Source organism: Desulfobacula toluolica Tol2 (genome assembly GCF_000307105.1).
GTDB classification, from domain to species: Bacteria; Desulfobacterota; Desulfobacteria; order Desulfobacterales; family Desulfobacteraceae; genus Desulfobacula; species Desulfobacula toluolica.
Map to the genome: position 1 here is coordinate 158,001 of NC_018645.1, position 21,723 is coordinate 179,723.

The following is a 21,723-nucleotide window of genomic DNA, read 5'->3' on the forward strand; positions in this document are numbered from 1 at the left end:
AAGATAATAGGGTTGTCTACAGGTCGTATCCCAAAGCTTTCAGATCTTTTTTTACAAGAGCGATATATTCGGCAGACAATTCGTCTTTTGTGAATTCTTCATCCCACATCTTGACGGCTGTTTTTATCCATCTGCTCATGACCTCGTCGGGAAGCTGGATGAACTGGGCTCCCTGGGCCGTCATTTTTTCCATGACCGCTTTATTCTCTGCGTTGAACAACACACCCACCTGAGTGGAACAATCCCTAAGAGCTTTTTCAAAGATCACTTTGAGATTTTCCGGAAGTTCATTCCATCTGTCCTGGTTGATAATCACTTCACAGTTCTGGGCACCGGAGATATAGGGAACAGTCTGGTATTTTGCCACTTCATAGGTCTTTGCAAGGAAGCTTTCAGCATGATTTCCACTGATTTCAGCATCAATGGTGCCTCTGGAAAGGGCAACATAAATTTCGGAGAACGGGATAAAAACCGTGGGAATATCCATTTTCTGCAAGGTTTTCGCAATGGACCCCGATGCTCTGACCTTCATCTTTTTCAGGTCTGCCCATGTGTTGATGGGTTTTTTGGAGACAATGGTATATCCGTCCATGACAAGGGGGGCACCGTAAAATACGTTTTGAGTGGCATAGGCGTTTCTGAAAAAGGCCAGGATTTCATCCTGATAAATAAAATCCATGATTTCCTGGAGTCCTCTTGGATCTCCAGGGAGTGCAAAAGCTGTGGCTGCCATGGGCAGGATACCGCTGTGATAAGCGCTGCATGTGGTTCCCATGTCAATTGATCCAAGGCTTACGGATTCAAAAATACTGGGGCCTTTTACTATGGCACCCGATGTCAGAACCTGAACTGCGATCTGGCCGTTGCTCTTTTTTTTCACGTCCTCTGCCATCTGGTTAATCGCAGCGGTTATGGGATGATTCAGAGAAAACATGTTCTGCATTTTAAACTGATAGGTTTTTGCCGAGTGGTCTGTCTTTACAAAATATTTTTTAAATCCAATTACCATCACCAGTGAAACAACGAATACCATTATAATGCTTAATGATAAAGTTTTCTTGTTTATTGACATTGCTTTCTCCCTGTTAAAGTTGTGTCGTTTAAATTGTGTTGTTTAAATTTATTTTTAATCTGCAACCCCGTCATGTCAATGAAAATAATATTATGTTCTTTCCTCCCCGATCAAACAAATACTCTCCGTGATGAGTGAAATACCTCATGGTTTGTTATGAATTTGATCTTTTTAATTTAAATTCATTATCGTCAATTTGCCGCCATATGATACACGCTTGTAAAATATAGGCTATTGGACTACCATAGATGAATGCAAATGGTGTGCCAGGAATGAACTCTCCCGATTGCCCTTATATAAAAGGAAAAAGCCTGCCTGTTGACCATGAGGACATCCCAATATTTAGCTGAGATTTAATGATATTATGCATATTAGCATAATGTTTTATGTTTTTTTGAGGCTATGATATAGCCTTTCAATGGCTTATTCGCCTGTTCGCCTGTGTTTGGTTGTAAAATTTATGCGATTTATGCACAAATGCATTATTATGCACTTGTGCATAGCTTTGTGTGTGTTTTGTATTTGTGTCTGGTTTGGAATATGATGTTAAAATAAAGATATTTCCTTTGAATACAGGGCTTTTGTGGTGGTCTTGGCATAAAATATTAAGTTGTGGCATGAGATTTGCTAAATTGATTTTAATTGGAACGAACCCCGGATTTGTTCATGAAGAAGCCGGCAATTTTACTGGATCTTCCTTCTAACCGATCTGTCGCCAATACACAGACCATTAATATAAATAAGCGGAGAAAACAAGATGACTTCCACTAAATCAGAATACTTTCGAAAAATGCGTCAGGAACATGTAGCCCAGGGACCGGCCCACATCACCCAAGCGGTTATCCAAAAAGCCTCGGGTGCGGTCATGACCGATGTGGACGGAAAAGAGTTTATTGATTTTGCCGGCGGTATCGGTGTCAATAATGTGGGGCATTCCCATCCAAAAGTTGTAAAAGCCATCAAGGATCAGGCAGATCAATTTATTCACACCTGTTTTCATGTGGGCATGTATGACTCCTATATTGAGCTGGCAGCGAGGCTCAATGATTTGGCACCCGGGGATTTTGCCAAAAAAACCATGTTTGGCAACAGTGGTGCGGAAGCTGTTGAAAATGCCGTCAAAGTGGCGCGATATGCAACCAAGCGACCGGCTGTCATTGCCTTTGAAAACGGGTTCCATGGCAGAACTTTGCTGACAATGTCATTGACCAGCAAGATTATGCCCTACAAATACGGTTTCGGACCTTTTGCCCCTGAAATTTACCGCATCCCATATCCTTATTGTTACCGTTGCCCGTTAGGATGCAAGTATCCTGATTGCAATATCGCGTGTGCTGAGTATCTTGAATCTTATTTTATCACCTATGTTGATCCTGATTCAGTTGCCGCCATCATAGCCGAGCCGATTCAGGGAGAAGGCGGATTTGTCACACCTCCGCCGGAATATTTTCCTAAACTGGCTGAAATTTGTAAAAAACATGGAATTCTTCTGATTATTGATGAGGTACAGTCAGGAGCCGGCAGGACTGGCAAATTTCTTGCCATTGAACATTGGGGAATTGAGCCGGATATCATCACCCAGGCCAAGAGTCTTGCAGGAGGTATGCCCCTGAGTGCCATTACCGGCAGACAAGAATTGATGGACGCCCCCCATCCAGGCGGACTTGGCGGAACATACAGCGGGAACCCATTGTCCTGTAAAGCTGCACTGGCTGTCCTGGACATTCTTTTTGAGGACAAACTGCTTGAAAGATCCAAAGAACTTGGCGAAATTTTGTTTCAACGTTTTTCAGAACTCCAGAATTCCTTTGAAATCATCGGCGATGTCAGGGGAAAAGGTCCCATGCTGGCTCTTGAGCTTGTCAAAGACAGACAAACCAGGGAACCTGCGGCAGCAGAAGCTAAAAAACTGACCCAGCTTTGTTATGAAAAAGGACTTGTTCTCTTGTCATGCGGTAATTTCGGCAATGTCATCCGAACACTTATGCCTTTTGTCATCACAGATGAACAATTGGATAAAGGCCTGTCCATCATGGAAGAGAGCCTCAGAGAACTGACCAAATAATTTTTTAATCTTGCTTGCCGGCCTTTGCCTCAAATAAACGACAAAGGCCGGACCGGGATATGACCCAATTGTGAAACACCGGTTTTTAGCCGGGTTAGGAATTCCATATGAAAGGATTTTTCAACCGTCTCATCATCATTAATGTTACAGACCAGACGACAGAGGTTCAAAAAATTGATGATCAGATGTTAAAACTGTATATGGGCGGCAAGGGACTTGCCACGCACCTGCTGTTAAACCACAATCCCCCCGGGGTTGACCCCTTTTCGCCGGACAATCATTTTATTATCGGGTTGGGGCCTGTAACCGACAGCCTGTTATACGGAAGCTGCAGATACGGCATTTTTTCAAAATCCCCGTTAACCGGTTTTTATGGAGAATCCTATTCCGGCGGCAAAGTGGCCGAATCCATCAGTCAGACCGGATATGATTTTATCCTTCTCAAAGGTGCTTCTTCTAAGCCCTTGTGGATTGAAATTTGTGACAAGGCTGTTTTATTCCATGATGCCGAAGATCTCTGGGGAAAAGACACATATGAAACAGAAGACCTGTTAAAAGAACGCTGCGGGCAAAAAGGCGCAGGTGCCATGGTGATCGGCCCTGCAGGAGAGAATCTTGTCCGGTTTGCCGTTGTGGAAAACGATTATTGGCGGTCTGCAGGAAGAACAGGTATGGGAGCCGTTCTGGGGTCTAAAAAGATAAAAGGCCTTGTTTTTCATGGAACCCAAAAGCGAGAATTTCATGATCCTGATCAAATCCGGCAATATTCCAAAAACATGCTCAAGGAATTGAAAAACCATCCAGCCACAGAGACTTACCGGAATCTGGGCACGCCGGTAATGGTGGCAGGGCTGAACAATGCAGGTGCGTTCCCCACAAAATACTGGTCCAAAGGCACCTGTGAACATTGGGAAAAAATCAATGCCCAGAGCATGAAGGAAAAATTAAATGCCAAACCCCGGTCCTGCAGAAAGTGTTTCATGGGCTGTGGAAAGTATGTGACCGTAAATGAGGGCAAACACAAGGGATTGCATCTGGAAGGCCCCGAGTATGAGACCATTTACACCTTTGGCGGACTGTGCATGGTAGACAGTATTGAAGATATTGTGTGGCTAAACGATATTTGTGACCGGTTGGGCATGGACACCATGAGTGCCGGCAACCTTGCCGCATTGACCATAGAAGCCTCCCAAAGGGGCAAGATCAACGAAGATTATGCCTATGGCGATGCCGATGCCGTGGCCGACATCCTTTTTAAGACAGCCAAGCGCGAAGGCCTGGGTGGTCTGCTTGCCGAAGGAATCAAATCTGCCGGTGCGGAAATGGATATGGCCGATGAAATAGTTCATGTCAAGGGCCTTGAACCGGCCGGGTATGACCCAAGGGTTTTAAAGGGTATGGCTCTTGCCTATTCCGTCAGCCCAAGAGGTGCCTGCCATTTAAGAAGCACCTTTTACAAAGCTGAATTGTCCGGCATGATTGATCCTGACCAGATTGAAGACAAGGCTGAACTGTTTTTGGATTTTGAAGACAGGTGTACTTTGTTTGATACCTTTATCCTGTGCCGGTTTTACAGGGATTTTTATCCTTGGGAAGAGTTGTCCAAACTTTTTTTCATGACCACGGGCGTTGAGTTTTCAAAAGATGAGCTGCGCGCTCTTGCTTCCAGGGTCACGGATGAAACCCGTAAATTCAATATCAGGGAAGGGCTGACCATTGAGGATGACTTTCTTCCCAAACGGCTTTTCAAAGAAAAACTGAACGGCAAACAAGGTATTTCAGAAGACGAATTGAGCAGTATGATACAAGATTATTATAGATTAAGAGGATGGGACAAGAATGGTGTTCCCCAAGAAAAATCCAGTCTATAAGCGGGTTTTCAATTCTTCTGATACGTTTGATGTTTTGATGTGGTGGACTGCTGATCAGTGAGCTTTTGTTGCTGATTGATTTGTGTTTCACCATATCAAGGCTTAACAGCCTGGCCCAGTTGTTTGAATGCAGGTTGTTAAACCATCTCCTGGGTTGCCGGTCTCATTGAGGCCGGCAACTGAACTGCAGGCAAAGGAACTGCCTGCAACTGAACTGCCGGGCAGCGGTGAAGAAAAGTTTGTATCCGTCATAAACAAAAAATTATGCCAGGTTGTGTTTTTTAAGCTTCCTGGCAATGGTTGACTGATTAAGTCCCAGTATTTTTGCCGCATTGGCCTGGGTACGGCAGTTTTTCAACACGGTTTCAAGAACGGTTTTTTCCAGTTCATCAACCATTTGCTGAAGAGTCTGGCCCTGGTTCCAGCCTTCGATTACAGGGGTGCCGGCTTCTGTTTTTCTTTGAACGCTTCCGGGAAGATCTTTATACTCGATGTTGCTGTTCTGGGACATGACCACCAGTCGTTCACAGATATTGATCATTTCCCTGACATTTCCGGGATATGGATATGCCACAAGCGCATCCACAGCTTCACTGGAAAGAGCCATCTTTTTTTTCTTATATTTTTTGCAAAATAGATTTAAATAATGATCAATCAACGGAACCAGGCATTCCTTGCGTTTTCTTAACGGCGGTATTTTTAACGGAACCACGTTGAGCCTGTAGTAAAGGTCGCTGCGAAACTGTTTTTTTTCAATCATCTTTTTCAAGTCCCGGTTGGTTGCGGCAATAATCCGCACATCCACTTTCTTGCTGTCGGTTCCCCCGACACGGCTGATCACGCCGTCTTCTATGAATTTGAGCAGTTTTACCTGTGAGCCAAGGGGAAGTTCGGCGATTTCATCCAGAAAAATAATGCCCTTGTCTGCCAGCTCAAATTTGCCAGGCTTTCCTTTTTGACGTGCCCCGGTAAAAGCCCCTTTTGCATAGCCAAACAATTCGCTTTCAACCAGAGAGTCTGGAATGGAGCCGCAATTGATTTTGATCATGGGGTGGCCGGCCCTGGTGGAATATTTATGGATCAGATCAGTAATCACCCCTTTGCCGGTTCCCGACTCTCCAAGAACCAGTACGGTAGAGTCAACTTCCGCCAGTTTTATGGCCTTTTGAATGATTTTCACATAATTTGAGCTTTTTGCGATAATATGCCTGGATTCAGTCTCTTCAATCTGTTTTTCCAGAAGATCTCTTTTGTACTGGGCAGTCAATTGAGCTTTTTCTTCCAGCTCCTGCTTGAGTTTTATGATATCTGTGATATCCCTTTCATTGACCACCACCCTGAACAGATTGCCATTTGGATCAAACACGGGATTGCCGGTTAGAAACAGCTGCTTTCCGTCCTTTGTTTCCTGGATGAGATTGACTTTTTTCCGGGTCTTGAGAACCTCAAGCGTGACTGACTTGTCAATGATTTTTCTTTTAACCAGTTCCCGGATGTTTTTGCCCACAAATTTTTTTGATGTGATCCGGGTCATGCGTTCGCTTGCCGGGTTGATACGAAGTATAACACCGTTTCCGTCACATATAAACAAGCCGTCGTTACTGCTGTCAATAATGGTGTCCAGCTCAATTGAAAGTTGTTGAAAAGAGACCATCTCACTGGATATTTTTTCAATGGTGGTCATGTCTTCAAATACAGCCAGTATGCCGATCAATTCATTGTTATGAAAAATGGGATTGAGCATGGCCGAAAAACTGTTGCCCTTTTTTTTAATGACAATGTTTAACAGCGCTTGTTTTGTTTCCAGAACTTTACGGATAGCGGCTTGAAGGGGAGGAATGGTTGTGTCCAGCAAGGCCCCGGGATAGATATCAAGACTGTTCCTGGCAATTTTGTTTGAAATAATGGTTTGAAATGATTTGCTGAAAACGGCAATACCGTTGGGTGTTGCGTTTAACAGGGAATTTCCAAACTCTTTCCAGTCCAGATTTATTTTTCCGTCACCAGAATGGTTCCAGATTGGATATTTTGTAGATATCATTGGATCATCCATATTTTTTTTCCAATACCGTGGTTTTCGTCAGGCCTTTATATTTGTTTCATTATATTTATCGATCAGTCTTTTAAGAATTTCATAGGGCTTTGCGCCCACAAGCCGGTCAAGCCCGATAAAAAAGCTTGGAACTGCGGCAACACCCTTTGCTTTTGATAATTTCCAATCCGAATCCACGGCATCTGAGAACTTGCGGGTTTCAATCACTTTTTTGCCTTCGTTGTAATCCAGGCCTGCGCGTTCTGCCAGGCGTAATAACACATCTTTTTGGCCGATGTTTTCTCCGTTTGCAAAATACGCTTTAAAAGTTTCCATGTGGAAACTGTGACCACAGCCTTTTGTCTGGGCCCACAGCCCCATCTCATGGGCAAGACGGCTGTTATACGTCATTGTTGTGTTCTCAAAAGCCAGCCCAAATGTTTTGGCGGTTGTTTTCAGTTGATCCATCACTTTGTTCACATTAACCTTTCTTCCTTTTTTTTTAAACAGCTCTTCCAGAGACATGCCCTGTTCGGGTATGTCAGGATGAAGGGGAAATGCCCGCCATTTGATTTGAATATCATACTCTTTTTTTAATCTTTCAATACTCCCGGTAATGAAATAGCACCAGGGTCAAACATAATCTGAAAATATTTCAAGCTCCATAGATGAAACCATTGTTTTTCTCCTTTAATTTTTTGTTGTGGCAGCTTGATCTGCCATGATGATTATTCGTTTTTTAAATATTCACCCATAAGCAGCCGGTTTTTAGGGGTGATGGTGTCCGGGATTTTCTGGGTTATAATATTATATCCCTTTGATTTGAGGCGCATTGCCCTTGCCGTGTCAATGGCAAGTGGACCATTCATCCAGCCGTCAAGATTTGCTGTATAAGAATTTTTTACATCATGACAGCAGGGCAGAACCGCCACCCTGGCACTCTGTTCAATGGCCTTGTCCATCACCAGGTCGGTTAATGCTCCGCAGGCATGGGCGGATACCACCATATCCTCCGGGAGAACCTTAATATCCTGGATTAGCGCTTGTTTGTAAATGATCCTGTTTTTCAGCCTGGGCCAGGTGTCTATCAATGCCTGGGATAGTTTTGTTGCATTTAAAGGAATGTTTTTATCCACTGCAACAGCCGTTTTTGAACTGTTGTCAAGGATGAGCATGATATGTGCCAAAAGGCCGTGGCCGCAGGCAAGATCAAGCACCCTTCCGCCCCGGTATCTGCGCCGCACCCGTTTGGCCATTTCCCATGCTTCATGCAGCTCTTTTCTGGGCAGGGTTCCGGCGCGGCATACAGCCCTTGCAATTTTATCAAAAAGGGTGGTGCCTGGAAAAAGGGCCTGCTGTTTCGGGGTCAGGCGGTTTTTTGAGGATTTTTTCATGATCTGCCTATCCGATATCGGCAGTATACAGCCGCAGACTGTTTGTCACAACGGAGATGCTGCTGGCGGCCATGGCCAGGGCTGCCAGAATCGGGTGAAGCTGCCGCAAAAAATCGGGAAACATTTCAAATGGGGCCAGGATTCCGGCTGCAACGGGAATAAGAACGATGTTATATACAAAAGCCAGAAACAGGTTCTGTTTTATGGTTGCCATGGTTTTCCGGCTGATTTTTATGGCCGTTGGAATACCGGTCAGTTTCCCGCCGGAAAGGATCACATCCCCGGTTTCAATTGCCACGTCGGTTCCCGTGCCAATGGCAAAGCCAATGTCTGCAATGGCAAGGGCAGGGGCGTCATTGATCCCGTCCCCAACCATCCCGACCCTGCCGTTGTTTTGCTGAAGCTCTTTTATTTTTTTTGATTTTTCTTCGGGCCTGACTTCGGCATAGACTTCATCCACACCTACTTGCCGGGCAATGGCCCGGGCGGTTTGCACATTATCTCCGGTGAGCATGACCACATTGAGGTGTTCGGCGTGAAGCTGTTTGACGGCCTGTTCGGACTCGGGTTTTAAAACATCTGAAACAGACACAATTCCCAAAGCTTTTTTCCCTTTTGCCAGCATCATAACTGTTCTGCCTTTGTTCTGCAACACATTGATATCTTTTGTGATCTCTTTGGGCAGGCCCTGTTCATGTTCAAACCATCCGGGTTTGCCCAGTCTGAAAACCTGGTCATTTAGCCTGGCCTCTACGCCAAAACCGCTGTGAGCTTTAAACTGTACCGGATCAGTCAGGACAAGGCCTTTTTTTTGTGCAAACGCTACAATGGCTTTGCCTATGGGATGTTCAGACCCTTTTTCCAGGGAGGCAGCCAGGCTCAACAGGTCGTTGCCGGATAAACCTGATGTTTTTGCGGGAATCCAGTCCACCACAGTTGGCTTGCCCATGGTGACGGTGCCGGTTTTATCCAGCACAATGGTGTCCAGTTTTGCCGCATTTTCAAGTGCCTCACTTTTTTTGAACAAAATACCGTTTTCAGCTCCTTTTCCCGTACCCGCCATAATTGCGGTGGGAGTGGCAAGGCCCAGGGCACACGGGCAGGCAATCACAAGCACGGCCACCATTCTTATCATGGAAGGGACAAATTCTCCGGTTACCCCCCACCAGATGCCAAAGGTGATCAGGGCAATAGATATGACGGCCGGAACAAACACGGCCGCCACCTTGTCGGCCAGGGCCTGAATCGGGGCTTTGCTGCCCTGGGCTTCCCGTACCATTTGGATGATCCGGGACAAAGCCGTGTCTTTGCCCACCCGGGTGGCCTTGAATTTTAACAAGCCCTGAACGTTAACCGTGCCGCCGGTCACATCGTCGCCTGTTGTCTTGTCCACCGGGATGGGTTCACCGCTGAGCATGGATTCATCCACTGCGGATATGCCTTCAATGATCACTCCGTCAACGCAAATTTTTTCTCCCGGTCTGATTACAATGATATCATTGACTTGAACCATGGATATGGGAATTTGTTGTTCTCTGCCATTTGCAATAATTGTGGCGGTTTTGGGCTGAAGTTTGATCAGTTTTTTTATGGCCCCGCCTGTTTTGCCTTTGGTTCGAGCTTCCAATAGCTTGCCGAATTTAATCAGGGTGATGATCACGGCAGATGTTTCAAAATAAACATGCCCGCCAAGCCATGGCAGCACGAGTATGCAAAGCGAGTAAAAATAAGCAACCGAAGACCCCAGGGCAATCAATACATCCATGTTGGCGCTTTTGTTTTTTAAAGCCTTATAAGCTCCAACATAATAGTCCATGCCAGTATAAAACTGGACAGGTGTGGCCAGAAACAAAAAGAACCAGTTCATCCATGAGGCATGGCTCCAGGAACCGATCAGGCCAAAGTCCCTTGACATGCTCATGATGAACAAGGGCAGGGCAAAAGCAGCCCCCACGATAAATTTCCGGGTCTGGTCGAGGATTTGTGCATGCCGGGCAATCTCTTCCACATCTTCTTCATTCTGATCCTCATCAGCCACAATCAAATCAAACCCGATTTTTTTGATCTCTGAAACAATCGTGTCAAGGGAAACAATGGACGGGATGTAATCGACAAGCAATTGTTCAGATGCAAAATTCACTGATGCAGATACCACGCCTCTTACCTTTTTGTTCAAGGTTCGTTCAATATTTGCGGCACAGTTGACGCAGCTCATACCGGTTATCGGCAGTTCTTTTGTGCTGACAGGAACCTTAAACCCCAGGTCATGGATTTTATGAACAATGTCGGTTGTACGAATTTTATCCGAATCAAATGATATCATTGCCTGCTCGGCTGCGAAATTAACAGTGGCTTCTGTCACGCCATCCAGTTTGCCCACGGTTCGTTCAATATTTGCAGAACAATTGGTGCAGCTCATACCGGTAATGGGAATGGTCAGGTTCTGTTTGTTCATAAAAGGTCTCCCAAAATTATTGTTTTCAGGGCTTGATCACAATGAACCAATGGTGACCCCTGCCAATGGCCAATGTTATAATAACGCCCTGTTTTCATTTGTACAAAATTGCAGCATGATGTGCTGTCATGTGCATCAGAATCTAATTATAACCATAAATTATTCATTTGCAAAACTTGCAGGATTTCAATATTTTGGAGCATGATCGTTTTGAATGCAATATTCCCGATATTTATACTGCTGTTGCTTGGCAGTCTTCTCAAACATTTTGGCATCACCAATAAAATTTTTTTAAAAACCGCTGACAAATTGGTGTATTTTATTTTTTTTCCTGCCATGCTGTTTTGGAAAATCGGCAGTTCAGCCCCGGACAAGGGCGTCAGTGTGGATTTATGCGCGGCTTCCATTCTGGCGGTGGTCATTGTCTATTTGTTAAGCCTTTTGTTCATTCGATGGTTTCATATCCCGGGTTTTCAGGCAGGATCTTTTTCCCAGGCATGCTACCGGTTTAACACCTATATCGGCATGGCCATTGTCATGACAACCCTTGGCGAATCAGGCATCAGATATTTTGGCATCCTCATCGGATTTGCAATCCCCATTATTAACGTACTGGCCGTTGGCACTTTGATCTGGCATTCCAATAAGAAGAAAAGCCTTGGGCAAAACATCATGTATCTTCTCAAGGCATTGATTTTTAATCCGTTAATCCTCGGGTGTGTTGCGGGAATTGTTTTTTCCCGGTTCCAGCTGTCATTTGCTGTTTTCATTGACAACACGTTCCGACTTATGACATCGGTCACCATGCCCCTGGCCCTGATTTCCATTGGCGGTTCATTGACTCTTGCAGGGCTCAAGCAGAACATAAAACTGTCTTTTCTTGCAGCGGGTTTAAAATTGCTGATACTGCCGGTGATCGGATGTTTGCTTTTAAAATCATTTTTCATTACCGGCGTTCCTTTTAAGGCCGGGATGATTTTTTTTGCCCTGCCCACTTCAACAGCCATCTATGTTCTTTCAGCCCAGCTGGACAGCGATACTCAAATGGCTTCTGCAGCAATCATGCTGTCGACATTGCTTTCTTTTGTTTCACTGTCTGCCGTACTTTTAATATAACTGCCACGGGCAGACCTGGTCATTTAACTTGTTTGTCATTTAATTTTTTCATCATAAAAGAGATTACTATAAAAGATATTTTGTGCCTGGTCAAACATCTTAAACATCTTGAAAAAGCCTTGTGGAAAAACATCAGAGTCTGGTAGATATAGCTAAGCATTTTGAACCTTTTTTTATAGAGTTCACAGCTTAGAATATTATAAATAAAGCAATTTATTTTAGGAATTTTAACAACCATCAAATCCTCCAAGATTTAATGTGTTCCTATTAAATAAAAAATATGAACTAAATTGAAAAATTGCAAGCCTTTATAATTCCAGCATTCTTCAAAAAATGCTTTACAATTTCTGAAGCGATACCGCTATTTTCAAGAACTTCACCAAAAAAAAGTCTTAACTACTTTTTGGTACAGATGAAGGATGCCATAATTTCTTTTAAAATTTTTAGATAAAAAGCCATGAGTTACAATTTTAGAAAAACTACCCGCACTTATTGAGAAGTTACACCGTACGGCTCAAACAGGAAGATTTAGACGCCCCAGTATTAACCCTGATTGAGGAGGGGAGGTCTTATCGATTTATTGCAAGAGAACTCAATATAAGCAAAAATACTGTTTTGGGCATCGTTCAGCGACACCGTGAATAAATTTGACACTTGGTAGTGCGAATGTTGGGATTACCCCTAATTAAACTATGGCTGATGGGAACACATCAAGGAGAAGTCTCTCCAAAGAATCTGGCTGGTTATTTGGATGAGTATGCTTCTATGTTTAAGCGACGATTGTCTACACATAGAGGTAAGCTTTTTTACAGGCTTATGCAAAAGGCGGTATTGACCTGTCCCATATCAAGGCAGGAGATTATCGCCTAAAAATTTTAGCTCATACTATGTGTGTTATGAGCTTAACTTAAGCGGATACCCAGTTTCAATCTATTCGATCCTCGAAATCATTTAAGACCGAAATATTCACCACAACGGACCGGCAAAGCAAATCCAGGACATCCTCTATTTCCTGCATCATGTCAATGGGTTTTTCTTTGCTCAAGATCAACCATCTTGTGGCAAGATGGTTGAACGCTCCGACAAATAAATGTCTAAACAACCGGGGGTTGATGGATTTTCTAAAAACGCATTGTTCCTTCCCTTCCTCTAATATGTCTTCTAAAATGGAGATATAATTAATATAATCTTTATAAACGGGTGAAGCATAAAATTGTTTGTTTAATTTGATATCCAGTAAAAAAACCCTTAAGAAATCCCTATCGCCCATAAATGTTGTGAACAATAACCGGATGAATCGACGCAGCTTTCTGACGGGCATTTTTATATTAAACATTTCCCCCATGCTGTTCTTCAGAGCACAAAATCGTTTTTTAGGAATTGAAAAGAGCATGTCTTTTTTATTGTCGAAATATGTATAAATGGTTCCCTCTGCCACATTGGCGGCACCTGCGATGTCACTAATGGTCGCCGTATTATACCCTTTATTCGAAAACACCTGGATCGCGGCCTTTAGTATTCTGTTTTCTTTATCGTCATTGTTGCCGGGGGGTGGGGTTTCGTTTTTCGAAATAATGGCAAATATCAAATCCATAATTCCGGAAAAATCCGACAAGGTAGATTCAATTTCTTTGGAAGCTAAACAGCTCAAGGATTCTTCATCCAGCAACCCGAAAATTAGGTTTCGAACGAGAATTACATTGATATCCGGTCGAAAGACATTCTCATCAACCCCCTGTTGCAGGATTTGAGACATGAATCTGGTATATCCCCTTAGGGTGTTGTATCCTTCATGGGTATAAAAATTTTTATTGGATCGGCATTCAAACAAGAGGGCTTTTAAAATCTGCGTCCCCCCCGGCACCCGATCGTTAATATAAAGATGATACCATATCATTTTGCCGAGTTTCGATGCCGGGTCCAATATTCCCTCCAGATGAAGCTTTAGATCTTTTTCTATATCCTTTAATTTGTCCGACAGGGCATAAAACAGCAAGTCTTCCTTGTTTTTGAAATAGTTATAAATAATGGAATCGGCAATCCCGGCTTTTTTGGCTATTTCAGAAATGTTCGAATCCATAAGGGATTTCTGGGAAAAAATTTCCTGTGCTGCTTTTAGGATCAGTTTTCTGCGATTATTGTTTACCTCTTTTTTCTTTTCTCCCACGCCCACCTCAATTTTTTTTCAAGCTCACAGCGACAAACATCTCATATGGTGACACTGTAAACTCATTTTTATTTATGAACACTATTCTTTTCAAATTTAGCTAAAATATGCAACAACTAAAAAACGTAACGGCTACGAATTGTGATTCAAAATATTTATTTTTTATTATGATTTCAGATGTCTTTATAAATTTTACGGAAGCCGTAATGGGTGTTGTTCCTTTAGAAATCCTTGATATTTAACTTCATATCCATTGAATATCATTCATAATGATGCCATCTTTCCGGCAATATTACAGGGTATGCCTTAAAAGAGATTTAACAAGATCCGGCAGGTCATTTATGTTGTCAAGAAACTGTACCAGTTTGCCATATTCTTTCCTGAGAGACTGTTTGCTTGACGGTCCGCAGTCAATTCCCAATGTCAACAGATGAATGTTCTTTTTTTTGCAAAACGTTATTGCATCGGTGACCCCGCATCCCCAGTTGGATGCCCCATCCGTGATATGGATAATAAAGGATCTTTTGGGGCTGATCTTCATGTTCAGGGCTGTTGCAATGATGGCCTCGCCCGAGGCTGTTTGCCCATGAGACATGACCGTGAAAAACTCCCCTTTCAGATAAAGTTCGGTTAACCGGCAGATGTTTTTGACTTCATTATAAGCAAAAATTTTTGCGTTGTTGCAATAAAGGGTAATAACGGAAAATAATGTTTGAAATATTGTTTCTGTTTTGGCCCACCTGTTTGGTTCCGACATTGAACCGGTTGCATCTACCAGAAGAACAAAATTATTTTGAACCTGAAATTTTCTTTTTTTCAATTGGAAAGCAGTGCCGTTTGTGACTGCCCTGTACAATCTTCGGCGATCTATCTTCCCGGAGGTCAAGCCTCGGTTGTAATGGGTTATCCGATGGGCAATCATCTTGAATTCATTTTGCAACAGATGGAATAGGGCCTTATCTATCTTGTTTTTCGCCGGCATAACAATGTCGCTGCCTTCTATTTGAACGACGTCATCCACATTTTTTACATTGGATTTTACTTTATCCGTAAAATCAGTATTTTGTTTTTTGATGGCCCTTTCTATCGGTTCAACAAGGCTTATAAGTGTAGCCTTTATTGCCTTTTTTTCTTTGTCTTCTTTTTCAAGGTCTTCTCTTGTTTTATCGGAAAGAAGAAATGGATCCGAGCTGTCACCGGGCCAAAATTTAATATACTCCAGGAGTTTTGGCCAAATGGATAAATAAAGTTCAAGTCTAAAACTTATACGTTCCGTAACCCCTGTGATATCAGGGCATTTATTTCTTAATGGATCAACAATGGAATTTAATAATGCCGCAGGTTTCTTATAAAATTTTTCCAGGCTTCCCCTTTCTAAAAGCCCCCCGACCGACCTGTCAATATAGTCTTCTTTATATTTTTCCCCGTTTCTATCCGCCGCCATACTCCACCAGATATGAAAAAGCTCGGTTACCGTGGGGGGCTGAATAAGTTGTTTGGCATTTTTACGGATGGCCCATTCCCTGGCTTTTTCAGTATAATTTCCAAGGATACTCCGGTTGGAAAGACAATCCAGATAAATTTTTTCGCACATGTCCAAATATAAATGGAGTTTATATGCATAATGAGGCGGTAATTCAAGCCGGGCCAGGGCCGTTTTTTTGACTCGTTCGCTCCATTCGGTTTTTTCCAGGGCACTTTGTACCGTCAATCCGACCATAATATCCGTTTTGGAAGGTGGAATGGGGTATTTTCCCATGATGGGTGTCGGATCAAGGGCAATGCCGTGTTTGAGTGTCATGCCGGACCAGACAATGTCCCCCACATTTCTGCCGATATGGGAACCGATTTTTCTCAATGCCTGCAATAATCTGGCCAGTTCAACGATTTCAACGGGTGATTTATTTCTCCTCCAGAATTCAGAATAGCCGTCTTCTCCAGTAATATGGAACCTCTTGATTGCCTCGGTTTGGTTGCTGATTTCGTGGTGCATTGAGAACCTCCGGGAATTTTAAAATAAATACCTGAGAATTAATTCTATCAGTTTTTCCAAGCAATTCTATAACATGGTTTTTATCTGAATGCTTGTGCATATTCCTGCACCACATTTTTGGTGAACAGCAGAAAATCGGCGTTACCCTTTTCCAGAAGGCCTTTTTCCATATGAAGAGAAATCAGGATGGACTCCAAGGTTTCCTTGTTGGTCTGGAGGCTGATGGAAATGGCTTCTCTTAAAGTTGCTTCCGCCGCTATCATTTCTCCAATCATAAGTGTTGTTCGGGTCGATATTTCAACCGGTAATTCGGAATTGCTTCTCAATGTATTGACAACATCCAATATTTCGCCGGCCTGTTTCTGGCTCACCCCGGTCTTTTTTATTAAAATTTCCTTTTCAACCTCGTTGGGCAGGTAGTCCATGAGGTGAATGTAAAAGCGGTCACGAAGTGCGGGATCCAACAGTTCGGTACCGATAAATTCATCTCCTTCATTGAGTGTGGCAAAAAAAACAACGCCCTCTGCCACGTCCAGAAGACCCAGTTCATCCATCCACACCTGACGGTCGTCAGACAGGAGGGAAAAAAGCATGTTCAGCGCTTTCGGGTTTTCAGGACGGTTGATTTCCTCCAGATGAATCACACAGCCGGGAGTCTGGATCGCCTGGGGGAACAGAAACTGTTTATACCTGGTTTCGCCGTTTTCCAGGGCATATTCACCAAAAAGTTGCCCGGGTTCCGAAAGAATACCCACCTGAAAGGTTGCCAGCGGACGCTCATACACTGCGGCGTATTGCCTGACAAGCGAAGATTTTCCACAGCCCTGTCTGCCGGCAACGAGTATATTGATCGGGTGTTTTGCGGATATCTTATGGACCTTGTCCAGAATTCCCAGCGTTTCATTGTTAATATAATAGTAAGGGTCTTCCTTGGGTATCCTTGGCTTTACATGATTATTCATTAAAGTTTGCACGTCATTTTCTCCTTCAACAGATTTATGAATATTCAGATTTATGAATATTCTTACCGCTTACTTTGGTTTATATGCCAATGGTGTCTGCCGTTTTCCTAATTGGTAAAACCGGTCGTAAAGTCTTGTGCTACGACCGGCAGTGTTATTAATAAATAGAGTTAAACCTGGGGTGTCTAAAAATCCGCTTTCCGAGTCATTTTTTTTGTTCGGTTTTTGGACCTGGCCATATTGACTTAGAAAGTTGTTTTGAAAGGCTTTTCAGCACATAGCAAGAGGCCCAAAAACTGAGCAAGCGCAAATGGAAGATTTAGACACCCCAAGTTAAACCTTATACATGTTCCCTGAAGCTCAATTTTCCTTCTTCATGGCGAGAGCATGTCATATTATGAACATCCCTGACCCATCGTTTCCAAACCGCTCCGGCACTGGTTCTGTTAACCGTGCATTGACCCTGATCGGGATTTGTGGGGTCTGCAATCTCCCACTTGCAACTCCTGCAAGGTTTTTTTGTGTCTTTTTCCATGTAAAGTTGAGTTTTAACTACGCTCATGGGGATTCTCCTTAAATTTTAAGTTTAGGAGAGCAACCGCAGTCTTGGATGCTCCCCGAATCAACATAATTAATATTAAATATCCAGGTTCAGGTATTCAAAATCTTCCGCACCGAATTGTTGTTCATTTCTTGCAATAATTGTGTTTTGCCCGTAGGTTGGGATATCGACGAATCTTGAGCTGAATCCTGATACACGGACAATGAGATCCTGGTGCTTCTCAGGCTCTTTTTGGGCAGCCTTCATTTCTGCAGTACTCACAACGTTAAATTGTATGTGGTCAATTTTGAGATCATGCCAGGTTTTCATATAAGCGTTCCAGATATCAAAACCATGCTTACTCCTCATGATGGGCACTGAAAGTCGCTGGTTGAGGAGATTGGCCTTCTGGTTTTTTTGTACTTTTGACACCGATTTTAACACCGCAGTAGGGCCTTTATGGTCCGTTCCCATATAAGGCGAGATCCCTCCGTCATCTGCCGCTTCTCCTCCCAATCGGCCGTCAGGGGTCGGACCGGTGCGAGATCCAATTTCCATATATAAACCGACTGCCTGTCCTACCGGAAGCACTGGACCTCCCGAATAGTTGGTAATTCTGCCCATTTCTCCGCCAATGATATCCTCATAAAAATCTTTGATTGTTGCGTCGGCATATTCATTGTCGTTGCCCCACTTAGGAGCCGCCTTGAAGTCTTTGTGCATTTCTTCGTACCCTTCCCAGTTCGCCTTCAGGGCATCCAGAAGCTGTTTCATGGTGTATTTTTTATCATCATAAATCAGTTTTTTGATCGCCACCATGGAATTAGCCGCTACAATGGTTGTGATGGGGTTATGCCAGCCATTGGGCTGCTCGGAAAGCTCACAGCCGTCTCGACCCAGTTCCATGCAGCCGTCATCAAGGCTGGAGGCAAAGGGCATTTGAAGGAATTTTCCTTCAAAGTAACGCATGGTGTCTTTGCATTTGATGACCAAGCTGACGGCGTACTGGTATTGTACCTTGAAGGCTTCGTATAGTTCTTCATATGTTTTGAAATCTTCTGCCTTGCCGGTTTGGGGTCCTAATTGCATATCGGCGTAGGACCAGTCATACCCGTCATTCAGTGTGACCTCCAGAATTTTTGCTGGAAAGATAGATCCACCTCCTTCGGAACGGGTCTTCTGGGTTTTTCTTCTACCGCAGAGACCGGGTGACATGCAAAGGACATTTGCCCAGTTATGCGCTTCATCATCTGTCGCGCCGTTACCTTCTTTGCTGAACTGGCTGTAGTATTTCAACTGTTCCACGGCAATTTCATTATGTTTTATCGAAGGATATCCAAGGCCGTCTCGGATACACTCAAAAACAAGGCGTTTTGTTTTGTCGTTGCTTTTGTCCGAATACTTGAAAACGATTGACGGTTCTGTTGTTCGGATATTCCTTGTTGCCTCCAGGATGGCGTTGGTCATTTCGTTGGATGCATCTGATCCATCCGGTTTTGTACCGCCGATTGAAAGGATAAAAAGATCATTGGACCCTGGAAAAATTTCTCTGTAAGCCCTTGATTTGCCTGCACCGTGTTCTGAAATTTTGAGTCTTTCCATCTCCACCATTTCTACCGCTTCCGAGTGGGTCATTGGCTGGAAGGTTTTGTCAATAACACTTGCCTTATAATAAGGATAGAGCATTGTATCTTCTGTCTGGGCAAAACCGCTTGCATAGCGATCTATAGCGTGGCAGATTAGAAAAGTATACCATTTCGCCTGAAACGCATCCTTCAAGCCCTTGCAGGGTTCGGCCGGAATCCGTTGGTTGATATCTGCTATTTCAAGTAACTCCTCTTTTCGTTTTGGGTCTGTTTCGATATTTTCCGCCACAAACTTGGCCAGCCGGGCATGACGTCTGGCCCACGCGATAACGGCCTTGTCCGCGATAATCATGGCCTCCCAGTTGTCGATCATGGGTATCCATTTAAGACCTTTGGTTGCATCCCATGGTGTTTTCTTTAGATCTTCTTTGGCTGCCTTAATATTGGCCTCAGCCATCTCAATTCTTTTCAGGAGGCCATCCTCAAGTATGGTTTCATATGGAGGGACAATACTATTGTAACCTGTGGCAAACCCGGGTGCCTCCATGGTGCTGACCTGGTACATTCGCATGAGATCCTCAGGATCAAAGTATCCCTCGCATTTACCCTGCATGCTATAGGGTTTCCAGTATTCCATTATCTCTTTTGCCTCTTCGGCAGGTTGGGGGGCATAATCGCTGACCAGATAATCTGCGACCGCCATATAGGCCAGTTCCGGATAAAGGGGAAACATGTTTGGGTCTTCAGCATGGTAGCCGATAATGAATTCATCCTCTTGCAGTACAAGTGTATATTTGTTTAAGATATTTGCAAGTCCAAGCGCCCTGCGAATGACTTCCGGTTTGCCTCGGCTTTTTTTATGGGCTTCCGTAATGTACCTCATCCGCTGAATACCGGAAGTGACGCCTTTTTCAACAAATTCACCCGCAGACGCATGTTTCCATCGACACCGGGCTTTTAATCTTTTCGTTCGTTGTGTTGATGGTCTGGCAAGATGTTCATGCAGCCTTTCATCGGGGATATCATTTTCTTCCTGATGTTCCAACGGGAATTCTATAATTTTTCCGCGATATTCTACAGCTTCAGCAATAGTTGCCATGGTAATCCTCCTTGTTGAATGATTAAATTGCTTTGTTGAAATTCGGGCAGGCATCTGTGTCCTGAAATACGGGCGTTGATAACCAGTATTTGCCTTTTTCATCCTTTACCTCGGTAATGCAATCTCCCTTGCCAGGCTCGAAATCATCGGCATCATTTGGAACTCGAATGAAAAATTTACAACTTTCACATTTAGACATTTTTCCCCCTTCTCAATTCGTTGTTTGTTCGGCTGTCGCCATTTATTATCGCTCCAAAACCAAAGTCTTTAATTTGATATGGCCCTTGGTTCACAAGCCTTTTTTAGATTTTTCCCCTGAATAGCCTCCCATACCCACTAAGCCACCGACGCTCAAATCCTTTATATGTAATCGCTTCAAGGCTTTGACCAGAGGTTCTATCTTTTCGGACGGTGATTGTTTTACATCCTTGCAAGCATAGGCGTCATGACGGCCAAGGAAATTGTATTTTCCTTCCCCGTAAACATGGTAGGGAAGAATATCTACGCCCATGAGCCGATCGGCAATCCGGCTTAAAAAAATTTCACAGGTTTTAAAATCATCCATGGAATCATTAAAATTTGGAATAATCGGCAGATGGATTCTCAGATTTGCATTTTTTTCTATGAGGTTCTTGATATTTTCAAGGATAGGTTCCAACGGCCATCCTACGACGATTTTATGTTTTTTTGAAATGAGAGACTTAATGTCCACAAGAAACAGATCCACATAGCTTAACAAGGGGCGAATTTTGTCCCATTTTTGAAAACAACTGGTTTCAATGGCAACATGAAGACCCTCTTTCTTTAGGCGTTTTACCAATTCAAGGGTAAAATCCGGAAACAATAAAGGATCTCCTCCACTGATGGTGACGCCCCCCCCGCTATTTTTAAAAAAAGGTTGGTCAGCCAACGCCTCCTCCATAATTGTATCAATTGTGAGATTTTGCCCGACGACAGCTCTTGCACTTGATAAACAGGCATCAACACATTGCATGCACGCTATGCATTTACTGCGATCAAGATCAAGAACAGGGGTATTATCAGTCCCGATTTTCATTGTGGAGGCACCGGTGGGACAACTCTTCGCGCACCGGCCGCAGTTTGAACATTTTTCAGGATAATAGTAGAATTCTTTTTTCGGACTCTGGGTTTCTGGATTATGGCACCAAGGGCAGTGCAAAGGACACCCTTTTAAAAATATGGTTGTCCTGAAACCGGGGCCATCCTGCAAGCAAAACCTTTGGATTTCGGTAATAAGAGGAATTTTTGGGTGATTTTTTATACACATGTAACGAACTCCTTATTGATAAACGGCATTCCATTTCAGTTTTTTAAATGGTGGCTCAGTTAATCCAGAGTTGCAAACTTTT

Annotated in this window: 15 protein-coding genes and 1 pseudogene; 4 read left to right on the forward strand and 12 right to left on the reverse strand. The window is 43.6% G+C overall.

The window, feature by feature from the left end; all coding sequences use genetic code 11:
* Nucleotides 1–16: 16 nt before the first annotated feature.
* The gene (locus TOL2_RS00740) at nucleotides 17–1,072 is read right to left on the reverse strand and encodes a TRAP transporter substrate-binding protein (RefSeq protein ID WP_014955656.1); all 1,056 of its coding nucleotides are present in this window, start codon (nucleotides 1,070–1,072) and stop codon (nucleotides 17–19) included.
* A gap of 757 nt (nucleotides 1,073–1,829) precedes the next feature.
* Between TOL2_RS00740 and gabT the strand changes: the two genes are divergently transcribed.
* Nucleotides 1,830–3,137: a 4-aminobutyrate--2-oxoglutarate transaminase gene (gabT, locus tag TOL2_RS00745; RefSeq protein ID WP_014955657.1), complete on the forward strand. Its 1,308-nt coding sequence runs from the start codon at nucleotides 1,830–1,832 to the stop codon at nucleotides 3,135–3,137.
* A gap of 107 nt (nucleotides 3,138–3,244) precedes the next feature.
* Complete coding sequence (locus tag TOL2_RS00750) at nucleotides 3,245–5,008, forward strand: aldehyde ferredoxin oxidoreductase family protein (RefSeq protein ID WP_014955658.1); 1,764 nt, start codon at nucleotides 3,245–3,247, stop codon at nucleotides 5,006–5,008.
* Between the two features lie 262 nt (nucleotides 5,009–5,270).
* On the opposite strand, the gene TOL2_RS00755 is transcribed toward TOL2_RS00750, so the two are convergent.
* From TOL2_RS00755 to TOL2_RS00770, 4 genes and pseudogenes are all read right to left on the reverse strand, one after another.
* A complete protein-coding gene (locus TOL2_RS00755; protein ID WP_148278026.1) occupies nucleotides 5,271–7,049 on the reverse strand; it encodes a sigma 54-interacting transcriptional regulator in 1,779 nt (592 codons plus the stop codon).
* A gap of 39 nt (nucleotides 7,050–7,088) precedes the next feature.
* Nucleotides 7,089–7,661 (reverse strand): annotated as a pseudogene (locus TOL2_RS00760) (DsbA family oxidoreductase); the annotation flags it as partial.
* 107 nt (nucleotides 7,662–7,768) lie between these two features.
* Nucleotides 7,769–8,434, reverse strand: coding sequence for a methyltransferase (locus TOL2_RS00765; RefSeq protein ID WP_014955661.1), 666 nt, complete (start codon nucleotides 8,432–8,434; stop codon nucleotides 7,769–7,771).
* Between the two features lie 7 nt (nucleotides 8,435–8,441).
* Entirely contained in the window at nucleotides 8,442–10,889 is a 2,448-nt protein-coding gene (locus tag TOL2_RS00770; RefSeq protein WP_014955662.1) for a heavy metal translocating P-type ATPase, read from the reverse strand.
* A 201-nt stretch (nucleotides 10,890–11,090) separates the two neighbouring features.
* Here TOL2_RS00770 and TOL2_RS00780 point away from each other — a divergent pair, with 201 nt between their 5' ends.
* Both TOL2_RS00780 and TOL2_RS25310 read left to right on the forward strand, forming a co-directional pair.
* The gene (locus TOL2_RS00780; RefSeq protein ID WP_041279174.1) at nucleotides 11,091–12,005 is read left to right on the forward strand and encodes an AEC family transporter; all 915 of its coding nucleotides are present in this window, start codon (nucleotides 11,091–11,093) and stop codon (nucleotides 12,003–12,005) included.
* A 666-nt stretch (nucleotides 12,006–12,671) separates the two neighbouring features.
* The gene (locus tag TOL2_RS25310; protein ID WP_041279176.1) at nucleotides 12,672–12,875 is read left to right on the forward strand and encodes a hypothetical protein; all 204 of its coding nucleotides are present in this window, start codon (nucleotides 12,672–12,674) and stop codon (nucleotides 12,873–12,875) included.
* A 55-nt stretch (nucleotides 12,876–12,930) separates the two neighbouring features.
* On the opposite strand, the gene TOL2_RS00795 is transcribed toward TOL2_RS25310, so the two are convergent.
* The 7 genes from TOL2_RS00795 to TOL2_RS00825 all read right to left on the reverse strand — a co-directional run bounded on the left by TOL2_RS00795 (nucleotide 12,931) and on the right by TOL2_RS00825 (nucleotide 21,641).
* Nucleotides 12,931–14,172 (reverse strand): TetR/AcrR family transcriptional regulator, encoded by a 1,242-nt coding sequence (locus tag TOL2_RS00795; RefSeq protein WP_148278027.1) that lies wholly within the window; start codon nucleotides 14,170–14,172, stop codon nucleotides 12,931–12,933.
* Between the two features lie 292 nt (nucleotides 14,173–14,464).
* Nucleotides 14,465–16,165, reverse strand: a complete 1,701-nt coding sequence (locus tag TOL2_RS00800; protein WP_014955665.1) for a vWA domain-containing protein — start codon at nucleotides 16,163–16,165, stop codon at nucleotides 14,465–14,467.
* A gap of 80 nt (nucleotides 16,166–16,245) precedes the next feature.
* Complete coding sequence (locus TOL2_RS00805; RefSeq protein ID WP_014955666.1) at nucleotides 16,246–17,139, reverse strand: AAA family ATPase; 894 nt, start codon at nucleotides 17,137–17,139, stop codon at nucleotides 16,246–16,248.
* Nucleotides 17,140–17,467: 328 nt separating this feature from the next.
* Nucleotides 17,468–17,689, reverse strand: coding sequence for a benzylsuccinate synthase subunit beta (locus TOL2_RS00810; protein ID WP_014955667.1), 222 nt, complete (start codon nucleotides 17,687–17,689; stop codon nucleotides 17,468–17,470).
* Between the two features lie 75 nt (nucleotides 17,690–17,764).
* On the reverse strand, nucleotides 17,765–20,353 hold the full coding sequence (locus TOL2_RS00815) for a glycyl radical protein (RefSeq protein WP_014955668.1): 2,589 nt from the start codon (nucleotides 20,351–20,353) through the stop codon (nucleotides 17,765–17,767).
* A 22-nt stretch (nucleotides 20,354–20,375) separates the two neighbouring features.
* On the reverse strand, nucleotides 20,376–20,552 hold the full coding sequence (locus TOL2_RS00820) for a benzylsuccinate synthase gamma subunit family protein (protein ID WP_014955669.1): 177 nt from the start codon (nucleotides 20,550–20,552) through the stop codon (nucleotides 20,376–20,378).
* Between the two features lie 90 nt (nucleotides 20,553–20,642).
* Nucleotides 20,643–21,641, reverse strand: a complete 999-nt coding sequence (locus TOL2_RS00825; RefSeq protein ID WP_014955670.1) for a glycyl-radical enzyme activating protein — start codon at nucleotides 21,639–21,641, stop codon at nucleotides 20,643–20,645.
* Between the last annotated feature and the right edge of the window lie 82 nt (nucleotides 21,642–21,723).